The 15,632-nt window shown below is 60.2% G+C and carries 14 protein-coding genes; 7 read left to right on the top strand and 7 right to left on the bottom strand.

The features are described from left to right. Positions 1–132: 132 nt before the first annotated feature. Entirely contained in the window at positions 133–1,170 is a 1,038-nt protein-coding gene (gene mreB / locus A7D21_RS24220; RefSeq protein ID WP_002555108.1) for a rod shape-determining protein MreB, read from the bottom strand. A gap of 210 nt (positions 1,171–1,380) precedes the next feature. Between mreB and gatC the strand changes: the two genes are divergently transcribed. From gatC to A7D21_RS24190, 6 genes are all read left to right on the top strand, one after another. Further along, positions 1,381–1,668, top strand: coding sequence for an Asp-tRNA(Asn)/Glu-tRNA(Gln) amidotransferase subunit GatC (gene gatC / locus A7D21_RS24215; protein ID WP_053254404.1), 288 nt, complete (start codon positions 1,381–1,383; stop codon positions 1,666–1,668). A gap of 16 nt (positions 1,669–1,684) precedes the next feature. After that, positions 1,685–3,136, top strand: coding sequence for an Asp-tRNA(Asn)/Glu-tRNA(Gln) amidotransferase subunit GatA (gatA, locus tag A7D21_RS24210; protein WP_053254403.1), 1,452 nt, complete (start codon positions 1,685–1,687; stop codon positions 3,134–3,136). A 10-nt stretch (positions 3,137–3,146) separates the two neighbouring features. Further along, entirely contained in the window at positions 3,147–4,592 is a 1,446-nt protein-coding gene (gatB, locus tag A7D21_RS24205) for an Asp-tRNA(Asn)/Glu-tRNA(Gln) amidotransferase subunit GatB (RefSeq protein WP_053254402.1), read from the top strand. Positions 4,593–4,689: 97 nt separating this feature from the next. Then, positions 4,690–5,061 (top strand): septal ring lytic transglycosylase RlpA family protein, encoded by a 372-nt coding sequence (locus tag A7D21_RS24200; protein WP_053255340.1) that lies wholly within the window; start codon positions 4,690–4,692, stop codon positions 5,059–5,061. 56 nt (positions 5,062–5,117) lie between these two features. Beyond that, a complete protein-coding gene (locus tag A7D21_RS24195) occupies positions 5,118–6,164 on the top strand; it encodes a calcium/sodium antiporter (RefSeq protein ID WP_083272230.1) in 1,047 nt (348 codons plus the stop codon). After that, positions 6,161–6,544, top strand: coding sequence for a carboxymuconolactone decarboxylase family protein (locus tag A7D21_RS24190; RefSeq protein WP_053254400.1), 384 nt, complete (start codon positions 6,161–6,163; stop codon positions 6,542–6,544). Before A7D21_RS24195 ends, A7D21_RS24190 begins: the two co-directional genes overlap by 4 nt. A 119-nt stretch (positions 6,545–6,663) precedes the next feature. On the opposite strand, the gene A7D21_RS24185 is transcribed toward A7D21_RS24190, so the two are convergent. The 5 genes from A7D21_RS24185 to kdgD all read right to left on the bottom strand — a co-directional run bounded on the left by A7D21_RS24185 (position 6,664) and on the right by kdgD (position 13,220). Then, on the bottom strand, positions 6,664–7,605 hold the full coding sequence (locus tag A7D21_RS24185) for an AEC family transporter (protein ID WP_053254399.1): 942 nt from the start codon (positions 7,603–7,605) through the stop codon (positions 6,664–6,666). Positions 7,606–7,780: 175 nt separating this feature from the next. Then, the gene (gene garD / locus A7D21_RS24180; protein WP_069552859.1) at positions 7,781–9,334 is read right to left on the bottom strand and encodes a galactarate dehydratase; all 1,554 of its coding nucleotides are present in this window, start codon (positions 9,332–9,334) and stop codon (positions 7,781–7,783) included. A gap of 11 nt (positions 9,335–9,345) precedes the next feature. Further along, positions 9,346–10,710 (bottom strand): MFS transporter, encoded by a 1,365-nt coding sequence (locus tag A7D21_RS24175; RefSeq protein WP_053254397.1) that lies wholly within the window; start codon positions 10,708–10,710, stop codon positions 9,346–9,348. Positions 10,711–10,808: 98 nt separating this feature from the next. Then, the gene (locus tag A7D21_RS24170; RefSeq protein WP_053254396.1) at positions 10,809–12,254 is read right to left on the bottom strand and encodes an aldehyde dehydrogenase family protein; all 1,446 of its coding nucleotides are present in this window, start codon (positions 12,252–12,254) and stop codon (positions 10,809–10,811) included. Between the two features lie 54 nt (positions 12,255–12,308). Beyond that, complete coding sequence (gene kdgD / locus A7D21_RS24165) at positions 12,309–13,220, bottom strand: 5-dehydro-4-deoxyglucarate dehydratase (RefSeq protein ID WP_053254395.1); 912 nt, start codon at positions 13,218–13,220, stop codon at positions 12,309–12,311. Positions 13,221–13,455: 235 nt separating this feature from the next. Here kdgD and A7D21_RS24160 point away from each other — a divergent pair, with 235 nt between their 5' ends. Then, positions 13,456–14,613, top strand: a complete 1,158-nt coding sequence (locus A7D21_RS24160) for a phospholipase (protein WP_069552858.1) — start codon at positions 13,456–13,458, stop codon at positions 14,611–14,613. A gap of 163 nt (positions 14,614–14,776) precedes the next feature. On the opposite strand, the gene A7D21_RS24155 is transcribed toward A7D21_RS24160, so the two are convergent. After that, entirely contained in the window at positions 14,777–15,526 is a 750-nt protein-coding gene (locus A7D21_RS24155; RefSeq protein WP_053254393.1) for a FadR/GntR family transcriptional regulator, read from the bottom strand. Between the last annotated feature and the right edge of the window lie 106 nt (positions 15,527–15,632).

Genomic DNA, 15,632 nt, shown 5'->3' with positions numbered 1-15,632 from the left:
TCCTCCCAGGCAAATGTTCTCTTTATTCATACGGCATCAAACCGGCCTGGATGCAGATTGAAGAAGATAAACGCCAACAGGCAGCACTGCAAAGTGCTGCCTGCGGGCGAAGCATGAACCACCCAAGCAATCTTATTCGCTGGAGAGCAGGTCCATGGTGTGTTTATCCATCATTTCCAGTGCACGGCCACCGCCACGAGCGACGCAGGTCAGCGGGTCTTCGGCAACAATCACCGGCAGACCGGTTTCCTGGGCCAGCAGCTTGTCGAGGTCACGCAGCAAAGCGCCACCACCGGTCAGCACCAGGCCACGCTCGGCGATGTCGGAAGCCAGTTCCGGCGGCGATTGCTCCAGGGCGCTCTTCACAGCCTGAACGATAGTGGCCAGGGACTCTTGCAGAGCTTCCAGCACTTCATTGGAGTTCAGGGTGAAGGCACGTGGAACGCCTTCGGCCAGGTTGCGACCGCGAACATCGACTTCGCGAACTTCGCCGCCCGGGTAAGCGGTGCCGATTTCCTGCTTGATGCGCTCAGCAGTGGATTCACCGATCAGGCTGCCGTAGTTACGGCGTACATAAGTGATGATCGCTTCGTCGAAGCGGTCGCCGCCTACGCGCACGGATTCGGCATACACCACACCGTTCAGGGAAATCAGGGCGATTTCAGTGGTACCACCACCGATATCGACCACCATCGAACCGCGCGCTTCCTCAACCGGCAAACCGGCGCCGATAGCGGCAGCCATGGGTTCTTCGATCAGGAACACTTCGCGAGCACCGGCACCAAGGGCCGATTCACGGATGGCACGACGCTCCACCTGGGTGGACTTGCACGGAACGCAGATCAGCACACGAGGGCTGGGCTGCAGAAAACTGTTTTCGTGAACTTTGTTGATGAAGTACTGCAGCATCTTCTCGCAGACGCTGAAGTCGGCGATCACGCCGTCTTTCATCGGACGAATGGCAGCGATATTGCCTGGTGTTCGGCCGAGCATGCGCTTGGCCTCGGTGCCAACGGCAACGACACTTTTCTGATTACCATGGGTCCGAATGGCCACAACCGATGGCTCATTCAGAACGATACCGCGCTCGCGCACGTAAATAAGGGTGTTGGCAGTGCCCAGGTCAATGGAAAGATCGCTGGAAAACATGCCACGCAGTTTCTTGAACATGGGGAAAGGACCCTAGGCAACGCGTGGGTAAAAAAGTGCGGCAAACTCTAACAACGACAGGGATTTTGGGCAAGGCGCCAATGTGCTAAATTGGCCGACTTTCTGTGCACCAACCCCCACAATCGCGGCCTTATGACCGTAGAAATGCGGTAGTGTTCCGACAATCTAACACACGGACGCCCTCCGTTCTGTTTTCCACTGGAGAATCCCATGGCGCTTGAACGCTCCGACGTGGAAAAAATCGCTCATCTGGCCTCGCTTGGCCTGAATGAAGCCGATCTTCCACAGACCACCGCAGCCTTGAACAGCATTCTCGGGCTTGCTGACCAAATGCAGGCCGTCAATACCGACGGCATCGAGCCCCTGGCTCACCCACTGGAAGCCAGCCAGCGCCTGCGTGCAGACGTTGTGACCGAGCGAAATAATCGCGAGGCCTACCAGTCCATCGCGCCAGCGGTCGAAAACGGCCTGTATCTGGTTCCGAAAGTCATCGACTAAAGGGAAAGAGCCTGCAATGCATCACATGACTCTGGCCGAGATCGCCCGCGGTCTCGCCGATAAAAAGTTTTCTTCCGAAGAGCTGACCAAGACCCTGCTTGCGCGCATCGCCGAGCTCGACCCCAAGGTCAACAGCTTCATCAGCCTCACCGAAGAGCTGGCCTTGAGCCAGGCCAAGGCCGCCGACGTGCGTCGCGCCAACGGTGAAAATGGCGCGCTGCTGGGCGCACCGATCGCCCACAAAGACTTGTTCTGCACCCAGGGCATTCGCACCAGCTGCGGCTCGAAGATGCTCGACAACTTCAAGGCGCCCTACGACGCCACCGTGGTGTCCAAGCTGGCTACCGCCGGGGCCGTGACCCTGGGCAAGACCAACATGGACGAATTCGCCATGGGTTCGGCCAACGAGTCGAGCTACTACGGCGCGGTGAAAAACCCGTGGAACCTGGAACACGTGCCCGGCGGTTCGTCGGGTGGTTCAGCTGCCGCCGTTGCCGCGCGCTTTCTGCCGGCCGCCACGGCAACCGACACCGGCGGCTCGATCCGTCAGCCTGCCGCGTTTACCAACCTCACCGGCCTTAAACCGACCTACGGTCGTGTTTCCCGCTGGGGCATGATCGCCTACGCCTCCAGCCTGGATCAGGGCGGCCCGTTGGCACGCACTGCCGAAGACTGCGCAATATTGTTACAAGGTATGGCCGGGTTCGATAAACAGGACTCCACCAGCATCGATGAGCCAGTGCCGGACTACAGCGCCAGCCTGAATACGTCGATCAAAGGCCTGCGTATCGGCGTGCCGAAAGAGTATTTCAGCGCCGGCCTCGACCCGCGCATCGCCGAACTAGTGCACAACAGTGTCAAGGAGCTGGAAAAGCTCGGCGCGGTGATCAAGGAAGTCAGCCTGCCGAACAACCAGCACGCGATTCCTGCGTACTACGTGATCGCGCCTGCTGAAGCCTCCTCCAACCTGTCGCGTTTCGACGGCGTACGTTTCGGCTACCGCTGTGAAAACCCGAAAGACCTGACCGACCTGTACAAACGCTCCCGGGGCGAAGGCTTCGGTGCCGAAGTACAACGCCGCATCATGGTCGGTGCCTACGCACTGTCGGCCGGCTACTACGACGCGTACTACCTCAAGGCGCAAAAAATCCGTCGCCTGATCAAGAACGACTTCATGGCCGCTTTTGAAGAAGTTGATGTGATCCTCGGCCCAACCACGCCGAACCCGGCCTGGAAGATTGGCGCCAAGACCGGCGACCCAATCGCCGAGTACCTGGAAGACCTGTACACCATCACCGCTAACCTCGCGGGCTTGCCGGGCTTGTCCATGCCTGCCGGTTTCGTCGATGGCCTGCCGGTCGGCGTGCAATTGCTCGCCCCGTATTTCCAGGAAGGCCGCTTGCTCAATGTGGCGCACCAGTACCAGTTGAACACTGACTGGCACACTCGCACCCCTACCGGCTTCTGAGGAGCACACTATGCAATGGGAAGTTGTGATCGGGCTGGAGATTCATACCCAGCTCGCCACCCAATCGAAGATTTTCTCCGGTAGCGCCACCACGTTCGGCGCAGAGCCCAACACCCAGGCCAGCCTGGTCGACCTGGGCATGCCCGGCGTACTGCCGGTGCTGAACCAGGAAGCGGTGCGCATGGCGGTGATGTTCGGCCTGGCGATTGACGCCGAGATCGGCCAGCACAACGTGTTCGCGCGCAAGAACTACTTCTACCCGGACCTGCCCAAGGGCTACCAGATCAGCCAGATGGAGCTGCCGATCGTCGGCAAGGGCCACCTGGACATCCCGCTGGAAGACGGCACCATCAAGCGTGTTGGCGTGACCCGCGCGCACCTGGAAGAAGATGCCGGCAAGAGCCTGCACGAAGAATTCCCAGGGGCCACCGGCATCGACCTGAACCGTGCCGGCACGCCGTTGCTGGAAATCGTCTCCGAGCCGGACATGCGCAGCGCCAAGGAAGCCGTGGCCTACGTCAAGACCATCCACGCGCTGGTGCGTTATCTGGGCATCTGCGACGGCAACATGGCCGAAGGCTCGCTGCGTTGCGACTGTAACGTGTCGATCCGTCCAAAAGGCCAGGTCGAGTTCGGCACCCGCTGCGAGATCAAGAACGTCAACTCATTCCGCTTCATCGAGAAGGCGATCAACAGTGAAGTGCGTCGCCAGATCGAGCTGATCGAAGACGGCGGCAAGGTAATCCAGCAAACCCGCCTGTACGATCCGAACAAAGATGAAACCCGCGCCATGCGCAGCAAAGAGGAAGCCAACGACTACCGTTACTTCCCCGACCCGGACCTGTTGCCGGTGGTCCTTGAGGATTCGTTCCTCAATGACATCCGTGCCACCCTGCCGGAATTGCCGCAGCAAAAACGCGAGCGCTTCCAAGAGCAGTTCGGCCTGTCGGTCTACGACGCCAGCGTGTTGGCGTCCAGCCGAGAGCAAGCCAACTACTTCGAAAAAGTCGTGAGCATTGCTGGCGACGCCAAACTGGCGGCCAACTGGGTCATGGTTGAGCTGGGCAGCCTGTTGAACAAGCAGGGCCTGGAAATCGACGAAGCACCGGTTACCGCCGAGCAACTGGGCGGCATGCTGCTGCGCATCAAGGACAACACCATCTCCGGCAAAATCGCCAAGACCGTGTTCGAAGCGATGGCGAGCGGCGAAGGCAGCGCCGACGACATCATCGACAAGCGCGGCCTTAAGCAAGTCACCGACAGCGGCGCGATCTCGGCCGTACTCGATGAGATGCTCGCCGCCAATGCTGAGCAAGTTGAACAATACCGTGCGGCAGACGAAGCCAAGCGCGGCAAGATGTTCGGCTTCTTTGTCGGCCAGGCGATGAAAGCCTCCAAAGGCAAAGCCAACCCGCAACAGGTGAACGAACTGCTCAAAAGCAAGCTCGAAGGCTGATAACGATGAAGGGTCCGAATGGGATTTCATGCCCAACTCGGACCCGTGTGGGAGCGGGCTTGCCCGCTCCCACATTTGATACGGGGCAGCATTGATGATGAAGCGTCTACTCGGCCTACTGGCCCTGTTCTCCCTGCTGGCCGGTTGCGCCAGCGGCCTCATCGACCCCAACGGCTACGACGAAACCGGCACCGCTTCGTATTACGGCGCCAAGCACCATGGCAACCGAACCGCCAGCGGTGAACCTTTCAACCAGAACGCCCTGACCGCCGCTCATCGGCGCCTGCCTTTCGGCACCCGGGTCAAGGTGACCAATCTCGACAACAACAAATCCGTGGTACTGCGCATCAATGATCGCGGCCCGCATACTCGTGGCCGCCTGATTGATGTTTCACGCAAGGCTGCCGGACAGCTCGGTATGCTGGGCAGCGGAACCGCACGGGTTCGCGTGCAAGCGCTGAGCAACTGACAGGAGCCCTGGCCATTTTCGGACTAACCGCCCTTTCGCCCTTCAGCCTGCTCGAATTGATCAGCGGCCTGGTGTTGCTGATTATCGGCGCCGAAATCCTGGTGCGCGCCGCCGTGCGCCTGGCGGCCAGCCTCAAGGTACGGCCGCTGATCATCGGTTTGAGCATCGTCGCCTTCGGCAGCAGTGCGCCGCAGATGACCGTCAGTTTGCAAGCCACCCTGGCCGGCAATACCGACATCGCGGTGGGCAGCGTGATCGGCAGCAGCATCTTCAATATCCTCGTCACCCTGGGCCTGTCCGCGCTGATCATCCCCCTGCGGGTATCACGGCAACTGGTGCGCCTGGACATTCCGGTGATGATTTTCGCTGCCCTGCTGGTGTTTACCCTCTCGGCCAATGAAGAGCTGACGCCCGTTGACGGCCTGTTACTGCTCGCGGCCCTGATGGCTTACCTCGGCGTGCTGCACTACCAAACCCGCCATTCCCGCCGCCCGCGCACATTGGACACCGTCGCCAGGGCGCCCTGGCTGAGCAGCGTATTGCTGATACTGGGCGGGCTGTTGATTCTGGTGCTGGCCGGGCATCTGCTGCTGGGCGCGGCCGTGGATGTGGCGAGCGACCTGGGCCTCTCGGAGCGCATCATCGGCCTGACGCTCATCGGTGTCAGCACCTCGCTGCCATGCCTGGCCACCTCGCTGATTGCCGCCCTGCGCGGCCAGCGCGAGATCGCCGTGGGCAATGTGATCGGCAGCAGCCTGTTCAATCTGTTGGGCGTGCTGGGGTTTACCGCCGTGGTGGCGCCCTCTCCACTGTCGGTGTCGCCCAACGCCCTGGACTTCGACCTGCCGGTGATGCTCGGCGTGGTGGTGCTGTGCCTGCCGGTGTTCTACACCGGCTATCGCGTCACGCGCGCCGAAGGCCTGGTGTTTCTGGGTCTGTACCTGGTGTACGGGCTGCACGTGGTGTCGTTCACGTTCGGCACGCCCCTGGCCACCAAGCTTGAACACTTGATGCTGTATTACATCCTGCCGGCGCTGGTGGTTTTTCTGATACTCAGCACGCTGCGAGCCTGGCGCCGCCAACACAAGAGGGAATCGCAATGACCGATCAGAAAAAGCCCGGGGTTGAAATGCGTCGTCAGGTAATGGGCGATGTGTTCGTCGATCGCGCCCTGGGCAATGCCACCGAGTTCACCCAGCCGCTGCAGGATTTCGTCAACGAACATGCCTGGGGCAGCGTGTGGAACCGCGAAGGTCTGCCATTGAAGACGCGCAGCCTGATCACCCTCGCCGCCCTCACGGCGCTCAAATGCCCGCAAGAGCTTAAGGGCCACGTACGTGGCGCGCTGAACAATGGCTGCACGGTGGAGGAGATTCGCGAAGCACTCCTGCATTGCGCGGTGTATGCGGGCGTGCCAGCGGCGATTGACGCGTTTCGCGCGGCGCAGGAAGTGATTGAGGCGTATCAGGCAGATCAGCAGTGACGGTCAGATAGCTTTCGCGAGCAAGCCTACTGCCACATTTGACTGCATTCTCAGGTTGGAACACGGCCAAATGTGGCAGCGGGCTTGCTCGCGAATGGCCCTCAGACACACCGCAACGTTTAGATCCAGCCCCCCGCCTGCAACACGAAAATTCCGATATTGGTGGTCACCGCCGCCATCAGCGTGGTGATCACAATAATCGCCGCCGCCAGTTCATGATTACCCTCGGCCGCCCTGGCCATGACGAAACTCGCCGCCGCAGTCGGCGCGCCGAAATATAAAAACAGAATCCCCAGTTCCGGCCCGCGAAAGCCCAGCAACCAGGCGCCAAGCGTCGCCGCCAGCGGCAGGCCGATCATCTTCACCAGGCTGGCACTCAAGGCCATGCTCCCGCTTTTCCGCAGGGCCGCCAGCGACAGGGTGCCGCCGATGCAGATCAGTGCCAGCGGCAGGGTCATGTCCGCCAGGTACTGGCCGGACGACTCCAGCCAGCCAGGCAAGCCGATCTTGAAAATAGCGAACGGCGCAGCCGCAATCACGCTGATGATCAGCGGGTTGGCCACCACACTTTTGAAGATGCTCCAGGGGTCGGACTTGATCACCGGGCTGTACACCGCCAGCACGATGGTCGACAGCGTGTTGTAGAACAGAATCACCAGTGCCGCGAGGATCGCGCCAAGGGAAATGCCGTAGTCACCGTACATGCTGGCCGCCAGCGCCAGGCCGATCACGCCGTTATTGCCGCGAAACGCGCCCTGGGTGTAGATGCCACGGTCTTCACGCGGGCAACGCAAGATCGCCCAGCCCCAGGCCAGGGCAAAGCTCAGCAGTGTGGCGACGGCAAAGTAGATCAGCAAACCTGGCTTGAGCGCCGAGTGCAGGTCGGCATGCAGGATGCCCAGGAACAACAGCGCCGGCATGGTGACGTTGAATACCAGGGACGAGGCGGTGTGGATAAAGTTGTCGTTGATCCAGTTGATGCGCTTGAGCAGCACACCGAGGAACAGCATGGCAAACACCGGCGCGGTGATGGTGAGGGTGGTGAGGAAGATTGCCAGCATGCCGGGGAGAACCTTGGTGAGCGTCATCAGAGGGCCAATGATAAGCCATGCGGCCGTGCGGCGTCTGGTAGGCCACCTTCGCGCGCGACCCCACTTCCACCCTTGGCTGCATTCTCATGCTGGAATTCGGCCAAAGGTGGGAGCGGACTTGCTCGCGAGTTCAGGCGACTCGGTCTCAGGTAATGGGCGCAGGGTTGAACAACGTAATGTCGTTATGCAGCTTGTGCTGCTCGGCCCACGTCTGCTTCTTGCCGCTGGCCACGTCCAGGTAGAAGTGGAACAACTCCCATCCCAACTCCTCGATCGTCGCACGCCCGGTGGCAATGCGCCCGGCGTCAATATCGATCAGGTCCGGCCAGCGCTGCGCCAATTCCGTACGCGTCGAAACCTTCACCACGGGTGCCATCGCCAGCCCGTAAGGCGTACCACGCCCGGTGGTGAACACATGCAGGTTCATCCCGGCCGCCAGTTGCAAGGTGCCGCACACAAAGTCACTGGCCGGCGTCGCGCAAAAAATCAGGCCCTTGCCGTTGAACCGCTCGCCCGGGCCGAGCACGCCATTGATCGCGCTGCTGCCGGATTTGACGATGGAGCCCAAGGACTTCTCGACGATATTCGACAAGCCACCCTTTTTGTTGCCCGGCGTGGTGTTGGCACTGCGGTCCGCCTCGCCCTTGGCCAGGTAACGGTCGTACCAGTCCATTTCTCTTACAAGCGCCTGGGCAACTTCTTTGCTTTCAGCACGGGACGTCAGCAGATATATCGCATCACGCACTTCAGTCACTTCGGAAAACATCACGGTCGCCCCGGCCCGCAGCAGCAGATCCGAGGCATACCCCAACGCCGGGTTGGCAGTGATGCCGGAAAACGCATCGCTGCCACCACATTGCATGCCCAGGATCAGTTCCGACGCAGGCACGGTTTCACGGCGGCGCTGGTCGAGTTTTTTCAAACGGACCTCGGCCAGCGCCATGATCTGCTCGATCATCTCGGTAAAGCCGTGGCTGGAATCCTGCAGCCGATACAGCCAGGGCTCGCTAAGGTCGACCGAGCTGTCGTTGTCGTGCATCACCTGCCCGGCCTGCAATTTCTCGCAGCCCAGGCTGATGACCAAAGCCTCGCCCCCCAGGTTCGGATTACGCGCCAGGTTGCGCACAGTGCGGATCGGGATATACGCATCCGTTGCGGTGATCGCCACGCCGCAGCCGTAACTGTGGGTCAGCGCCACCACGTCATCGACGTTCGGGTAATTGGGCAGCAATTCGTCCTTGATACGCTTGACCGCATGGTCCAGCACGCCGGTAACGCACTGCACGGTGGTGGTGATACCGAGAATATTGCGTGTGCCCACGGTGCCGTCGGCGTTGCGATAGCCCTCGAAGGTAAAGCCTTCCAATGGCGCCTGGGTGTCAGGCACTTCAGTGGACAGCGGCAAGCTGTCCAGCGGTGGCGCGGTGGGCATGCGCAGTTGGTCTTCCTGCACCCAACTGCCCCGCGGAATCGGCGCCAGGGCGTAACCGATGGTCTGGCCATAGCGAATAATCTGACCGCCCTCAGGGATATCTTCCAGCGTCACCTTGTGGCTCTGCGGGATGAAATCCACAGTCACCAGGCCGTCCGGAAACTCGGTCCCGGCCGGTACGCCCTGGTCGTTGACCACGATCACCACGTTGTCACGCTCGTGCAAACGGATCGAGCGCGGCGAGTCGGCATGTTCAATCAACTGCATTACATCGCCCCTCAAGAGTGCGCTTCGGTGAATTTAGTCAGTTCAGGCCCTTTGCTGGGTGGCTCTTTGAGCACCACACGCTTGATCGGGCCGACAATCACCAGGTAACTGAACACCGCCACCAAGGCGTTGGCGCCGACGAACACCAGCGCCCACTTGAACGAGCCGGTGGTGCTGATGATGTAGCCGATCACGATAGGCGTACTGATCGACGCCAGGTTGCCAAACATGTTGAACAAGCCGCCACTGAGGCCGGCGATTTGTTTCGGCGAGGTGTCGGACACCACCGCCCAACCCAGTGCGCCAACGCCCTTGCCGAAGAAGGCCAACGCCATAAAACCCACGACCATCCACTCGATGTCGACATAGTTGCAGGCCACGATGCTGCTGGAAATCAGCAACCCACCGATGATCGGCGCCTTGCGCGCAAACGTCAGCGAATGGCCCTTGCGCAGCAGGTAGTCGGAGATCACGCCGCCCAGCACCCCACCGATAAAACCACAAATCGCTGGCAGCGAAGCAATGAAACCGGCCTTCAGAATGGTCATACCGCGGTCCTGCACCAGGTACACCGGAAACCAGGTCAGGAAGAAGTACGTGATGCCATTGATGCAGTATTGGCCGAGGTACACGCCAAGCATCATGCGGTTGGTCAGCAACTGGCGGATGTAATCCCACTTTGGGCCGTCAGTTTTCTTACCCTTGCCCTTGTCCTGGTCCATATCGACCATCGCACCGTTCTCAGCAATATGCTTGAGCTCAGCCTCGTTGATCATCGGATGCTGGCGCGGGCTGTGGATAATTTTCAGCCAGACCAACGAGAACAGGATGCCGATACCGCCCATCACGATAAACACATGCTGCCAGCCGAAGGTGTAGACGATCCAACCCATCAACGGTGCAAACAGCACCGTGGCGAAGTATTGCGCCGAGTTGAAGATCGCCGATGCAGTGCCGCGCTCAGCCGTAGGAAACCACGCCGCAACAATACGGGCATTTCCGGGAAACGAGGGTGCTTCAGCCAGGCCCACCAGAAAGCGCAACATGAACAGCGCGACGATGGCAGTCGAGACACCGAACTCACCGACATAACCTTGCAGCACGGTGAACAGCGACCAGGTGAAGATGCTCAGGGCATAGATTTTTTTCGAACCGAACCGGTCCAGCAACCAGCCACCGGGGATTTGCCCGGCGACGTAGGCCCAACCGAATGCGGAGAAGATGTAACCGAGGGTGACCGCGTCGATACCGAGGTCTTTTTGCAGGCTGGAGCCGGCGATGGCGATAGTAGCCCGGTCGGCGTAGTTGATCGTGGTCACCAGGAACAGCATGAGCAGGATCAAATAGCGGACGTGGGTCGGCTTGGTCGCTTGCATGAAGAGGTACTCCCACTAATTATTTTTTTTGCGGGTCATTGTCTTGTTGTGTGTGAGCACCGCTTCATGAAGAAGCCGGTGCCCACGGGCGTTGCGTGTTACGAACCGATGTAGCTGGTTTTCACCACGGTGTAGAACTCTTGCGCATAGCGACCTTGCTCACGCGAACCATAGGATGAACCCTTACGCCCACCGAACGGCACGTGGTAGTCCACACCGGCGGTCGGCAGGTTGACCATCACCATCCCGGCCTGGGAGTGGCGCTTGAAGTGGTTGGCGTACTTCAGCGAGGTGGTGGCAATCCCCGCCGACAAACCGAACTCGGTGTCATTGGCCATGGCCAGCGCCGCTTCGTAATCCGCCACGCGCACCACGTTGGCCACGGGGCCAAAGATCTCTTCGCGGCTGATCCGCATGGCGGCTTCGCTGTCGGCAAACAGCGTCGGCGCCAGGTAGTAACCCTCGGTGTCGCAGGTGACCAGGCCGCCACCGCTGACCAGCCGCGCACCTTCGCTTTGGCCGATGTCGATGTATTTCATGTCCTGATCCAGCTGAGCCTGGGAGACCACCGGGCCAATGTCGGTGCCGCTTTTCAGCGCGTGGCCGACCTTGATCGACTGCATGCGCTCGGCCATGGCCGCGACGAACTGGTCGTGGATACCCGCAGTGACAATCAAGCGGCTTGAGGCGGTGCAACGCTGGCCGGTTGAGTAGAACGCGCTCTGTACCGACAGCTCGACGGCCTGCTTGAGGTCGGCGTCATCGAGGATGATCTGCGGGTTTTTACCGCCCATTTCCAACTGCACTTTGGCCTGGCGCGACACACAGCTGACGGCGATCTGACGCCCCACGCCGACCGAACCGGTAAAGCTGATGCCGTCGACTTTCGGGCTGTTGACCAATACATCGCCGACCACACGGCCACTGCCCATCACCAGGTTGAACACACCGGCGGGGAAGCCGGCGCGGGAGATGATTTCGGCCAGGGCCCAGGCGCAACCCGGCACCAGTTCCGCCGGTTTGATCACTACGCAGTTGCCGTAGGCCAGGGCTGGGGCGATTTTCCAGGCGGGAATCGCAATCGGGAAGTTCCACGGGGTAATCAAGCCGACCACACCGAGGGCTTCGCGGGTCACTTCAACGTTGACGCCCGGGCGCACCGACGGCACGTAGTCACCGGACAGGCGCAGGCATTCACCGGCGAAAAACTTGAAGATGTTACCGGCGCGCGTCACTTCGCCAATGGCTTCGGGCAGGGTCTTGCCCTCTTCCCGAGCCAGCAGGGTGCCGAGTTCTTCACGGCGGGCGAGGATTTCGCTGCCGACTTTGTCGAGGGCGTCGTGGCGCGCCTGGATGCCGGAAGTCGACCAGGCCGGAAAGGCGGCACGGGCGGCGTCGATGGCGGCGTTGACTTGAGCGACGTCAGCCTTGGCGTATTCGCCGATGACATCGGACAACTCCGACGGGTTGATGTTGGTGCAGTAGTCGGAACCGGCCACCCACTCGCCGTTGATGTAGTTTTCAAAACGTTTGGCTTGGGACACAAATCTTCTCCTGACGCAAAAGGCCGCTGATTGCTCAGCGGCCTTGTAGATAAGTTACTGCGGACCTTGCTTGTCGATCAGCGCGGCCAGGGCTTCGTACTCTTCCGGCAGCAGGTCGGTAAGCGGCGTGCGCACCGGGCCTGCGTCGTAGCCGGCGATTTTCGCACCCGCCTTGACGATGCTCACGGCATAGCCGGCTTTACGGTTACGGATATCGAGGTAAGGCAGGAAGAAGTTGTCGATGATCTTGGCGACGGTGGCGTGATCGTCCTTGGCAATCGCGTGGTAGAAGTCCATCGCGGTTTTCGGGATGAAGTTGAACACCGCCGAGGAGTACACCGGCACGCCCAGGGCCTTGTAGGCAGCAGCGTAAACCTCTGCAGTTGGCAGGCCGCCGAGGTAGCTGAAACGGTCGCCAAGGCGACGACGAATCGACACCATCAACTCGATATCACCCAGGCCGTCCTTGTAGCCGATCAGGTTCGGGCAGCGTTCAGCCAGGCGTTCCAGCAATGGCGCGGTCAGGCGGCAGACGTTGCGGTTGTAAACCACCACGCCAATTTTGACCGACTTGCACACTGCTTCCACGTGGGCGGCAACGCCGTCCTGGCTGGCTTCGGTCAAATAGTGTGGCAACAGCAACAAGCCCTTGGCGCCAAGGCGTTCGGCTTCTTGGGCGTACTCGATAGCCTGGCGAGTCGCACCGCCAACACCGGCGAGGATTGGCACGCTGGTGGCACAGGTATCAACGGCGGTCTTCACCACTTGGGAATATTCACTCGCGGCGAGGGAGAAAAACTCACCGGTGCCGCCGGCGGCGAATAAGGCAGTAGCGCCGTAAGGGGCCAGCCACTCCAGACGCTTGATGTAGCCCGCCGGGTGAAAATCACCCTGCGCATTGAAATCGGTCACGGGGAAAGACAGCAGACCGTGGGAGAGGATGGACTTCAGTTCTTGTGGATTCATTATTCGAACACCCTGGGCAAAGACTTTCTGTCGAAAGGTTGTTGTTGGTTTTGATGATGTCGTACGTCATCGTACAACTATAAAAGGATTCGTCAACTGCAATTCATCGGCGATGGCTGCAGCGTCGCGTTTAAACCTGTGTTCTTGACGTAGGAAATTATTCCTCTATGCTTCAAACAACTGTATATACATACAGTTATTAAGGAAGATTCCTACGACATAGCAAGGAGCTAACATGTCAGGTCTTGAACTAGCAGCACCGGAAAAGAAACCACCTACCCTGCGCTTCGAAGGGGGTGAACACACCGCTATCGGCGATGACACCCTGTTGCGATTCGCCAAGAACGCGCCCGCGATTCCCGCGCGGCAAGTCGAACTGCACCTGCCCAATGGCCTGGCCCTGACCTACGGCCAAGTGATCGCGCTGGGCGGAGACTTCTATGGCATTCCTGGCCAGCCGATCAGCGACGGCGCGTCCGCAGCGGATCGCGTGCAACGCTTCACCGCGGCTTTTAACTCATTGGCGGTGCTGCCGGCCTCGCGAGAGGAAGCACAGAAGATCCTCGCGGTGATGCAAAAGGAGATCAACGCAGTCAATCAGGCGATCAAGGACGGCAAACAACCCCACGAAGCCTATGACGCATTGGGCGATACGCTGTCTGAGGAGTGGAACCGAATCACCGGCGGCGGCAGTGCGGTTTCGGCCCTCCTCCCGCTGGGTCGCTACCTGAAACTAGCAGCCGACAACGCTGACCATTTTGGCGAGTGGGCATTGTCCGCGTACCTGGCCGGCCACACAGCGGCACTGCAACAGGCGGTCGTGGCCCATCAGACCGGCACCGACCAGGCCCTGGAATTGGCCTATGCGATGAACAGCTTTGCTGATCACTTTTTGACTGACCTGTTTTCCGCCGGCCACCTGCGGGTGCCGCGCAAACAATTGGCGGCGGTGGTCACGCCAGGAGAACTGGGTTCGCTGATCAGCCGCTTCATGCACGATGAAGACAGCAAGTTCGGGCTCAAGGTGCGCAATGCCCTGGGCGATCAATGGCATGCCTATGGTGACAAGCGTTATTTCGATGCCATCGACGCGGACAATCGGACGATGGTCAAACGCGCGGTGCAGGCGTCCGCCGATGAGATCTTCGAGACCTTCATCAGCGGCATCGCGCCCTCTCCGGCCGTCTTCAAGGCACCGCTGCATGTGCCGGACTTGAATGCCGCGCAGAACCCGGCGAACAACTTCTCGCCGCTGTTCAAGATGGAAGGAGACAAGGTGTTGCGCCGCAAGGACGTGAATGACCTGAACGAGAAGCACTGGACCAATGACTGGTGGGGTTGGAGCACTTACCTGCTGCTCAAGGACTACAAGCCCAACCAGCCGGCTAATTAAGTCGACGCAAAACTCCAGGCCAAGGAGATCTAAATGTGGGGGCGGGCTTGCTTGCGAAGGCGTTCTTTCAGTTGATGCATGTGCAGACTGGCACACCGCATTCGCGAGCAAGCCCGCTCCCACACGTGGATCGATTTATTTCCGACACCACTCGGTTGCCCGGTTAACCGCGCTGCGCCTCCGCCTCTTCATGGGCATGGCGCAGCCGCTCGCGGCTGTTGGTCAGGTGCAAGCGCATGGCCGCCCGTGCCGCGTCCGAATCCTGGCGGGCAATCGCCTCATAAATTTCTTCGTGTTCGCGGCTCAGGCGGCCCATGTAGTGCTGCTGGTCATCATGGGCCAGACGCGCCGAATTCAGGCGCGTGCGCGGAATGATGCTGGTGCCCAGGTGGGTCATGATGTCGGTGAAGTAGCGGTTGCCGGTGGACAGCGCAATTTCCAGGTGGAACGCAAAATCCGATGCCACCGCATCGCCTGCGTGGGCCGCGCTTTCATTCAGGGCGTCGAGTGCCGCACGCATGGCCGCCAGTTGTGCATCGCTGCGACGCAATGCAGCAAGGCCGGCAGACTCCACTTCCAGGCTGATACGCAACTCCAGAATCGCCAGCACATCACGCAAGGTCACCACCGTGGCCGGATCAATCCGGAAGCCGCTGGGGCTTGGCGTGTCCAACACAAAGGTGCCGATACCGTGACGGGTTTCCACCTGCCCCGCCGCCTGCAAACGTGAGATGGCTTCACGCACGACCGTGCGGCTGACGCCATGGGCCTCCATGATTGCCGACTCAGTGGGCAACTTATCGCCGCGTTTGAGTTGGCCGTCGCGGATTTGCTCGGACAACACCGTGACCAATTCCTGGGCAAGGCTGCGGCGCTTGCGGGGAAGACGAGGAGCGGTGTTGGCGTTTTCCATGATGAACCATCTTTCTCGGCGAACTAGAGCCCGCATCATAGCCCATGGCGGTTGTACGATCACCGTTCTGTCACGACTTTCATCCACATCCTGCGCGCAAAAAAAT

The organism is Pseudomonas sp. AP19 (assembly GCF_001728855.1).
In the GTDB taxonomy this organism is placed as follows: Bacteria; Pseudomonadota; Gammaproteobacteria; order Pseudomonadales; family Pseudomonadaceae; genus Aquipseudomonas; species Aquipseudomonas fluorescens.
Note: the sequence above shows the minus strand (reverse complement) of the source record. Positions and strands in the feature narration are given on the sequence as shown.

Bases quoted from the DNA above. Each gene is read 5' to 3' on its own strand.
- kdgD (WP_053254395.1), bottom strand. From the start codon at position 13,220: ATGAATCCACAAGAACTGAAGTCCATCCTCTCCCACGGTCTGCTGTCT.
- gatB (WP_053254402.1), top strand. From the start codon at position 3,147: ATGCAATGGGAAGTTGTGATCGGGCTGGAGATTCATACCCAGCTCGCC.
- mreB (WP_002555108.1), bottom strand. From the start codon at position 1,170: ATGTTCAAGAAACTGCGTGGCATGTTTTCCAGCGATCTTTCCATTGAC.
- A7D21_RS24175 (WP_053254397.1), bottom strand. From the start codon at position 10,710: ATGCAAGCGACCAAGCCGACCCACGTCCGCTATTTGATCCTGCTCATG.
- A7D21_RS24160 (WP_069552858.1), top strand. From the start codon at position 13,456: ATGTCAGGTCTTGAACTAGCAGCACCGGAAAAGAAACCACCTACCCTG.
- gatA (WP_053254403.1), top strand. From the start codon at position 1,685: ATGCATCACATGACTCTGGCCGAGATCGCCCGCGGTCTCGCCGATAAA.
- garD (WP_069552859.1), bottom strand. From the start codon at position 9,334: ATGCAGTTGATTGAACATGCCGACTCGCCGCGCTCGATCCGTTTGCAC.
- A7D21_RS24185 (WP_053254399.1), bottom strand. From the start codon at position 7,605: ATGCTGGCAATCTTCCTCACCACCCTCACCATCACCGCGCCGGTGTTT.
- A7D21_RS24155 (WP_053254393.1), bottom strand. From the start codon at position 15,526: ATGGAAAACGCCAACACCGCTCCTCGTCTTCCCCGCAAGCGCCGCAGC.
- A7D21_RS24190 (WP_053254400.1), top strand. From the start codon at position 6,161: ATGACCGATCAGAAAAAGCCCGGGGTTGAAATGCGTCGTCAGGTAATG.
- gatC (WP_053254404.1), top strand. From the start codon at position 1,381: ATGGCGCTTGAACGCTCCGACGTGGAAAAAATCGCTCATCTGGCCTCG.
- A7D21_RS24200 (WP_053255340.1), top strand. From the start codon at position 4,690: ATGAAGCGTCTACTCGGCCTACTGGCCCTGTTCTCCCTGCTGGCCGGT.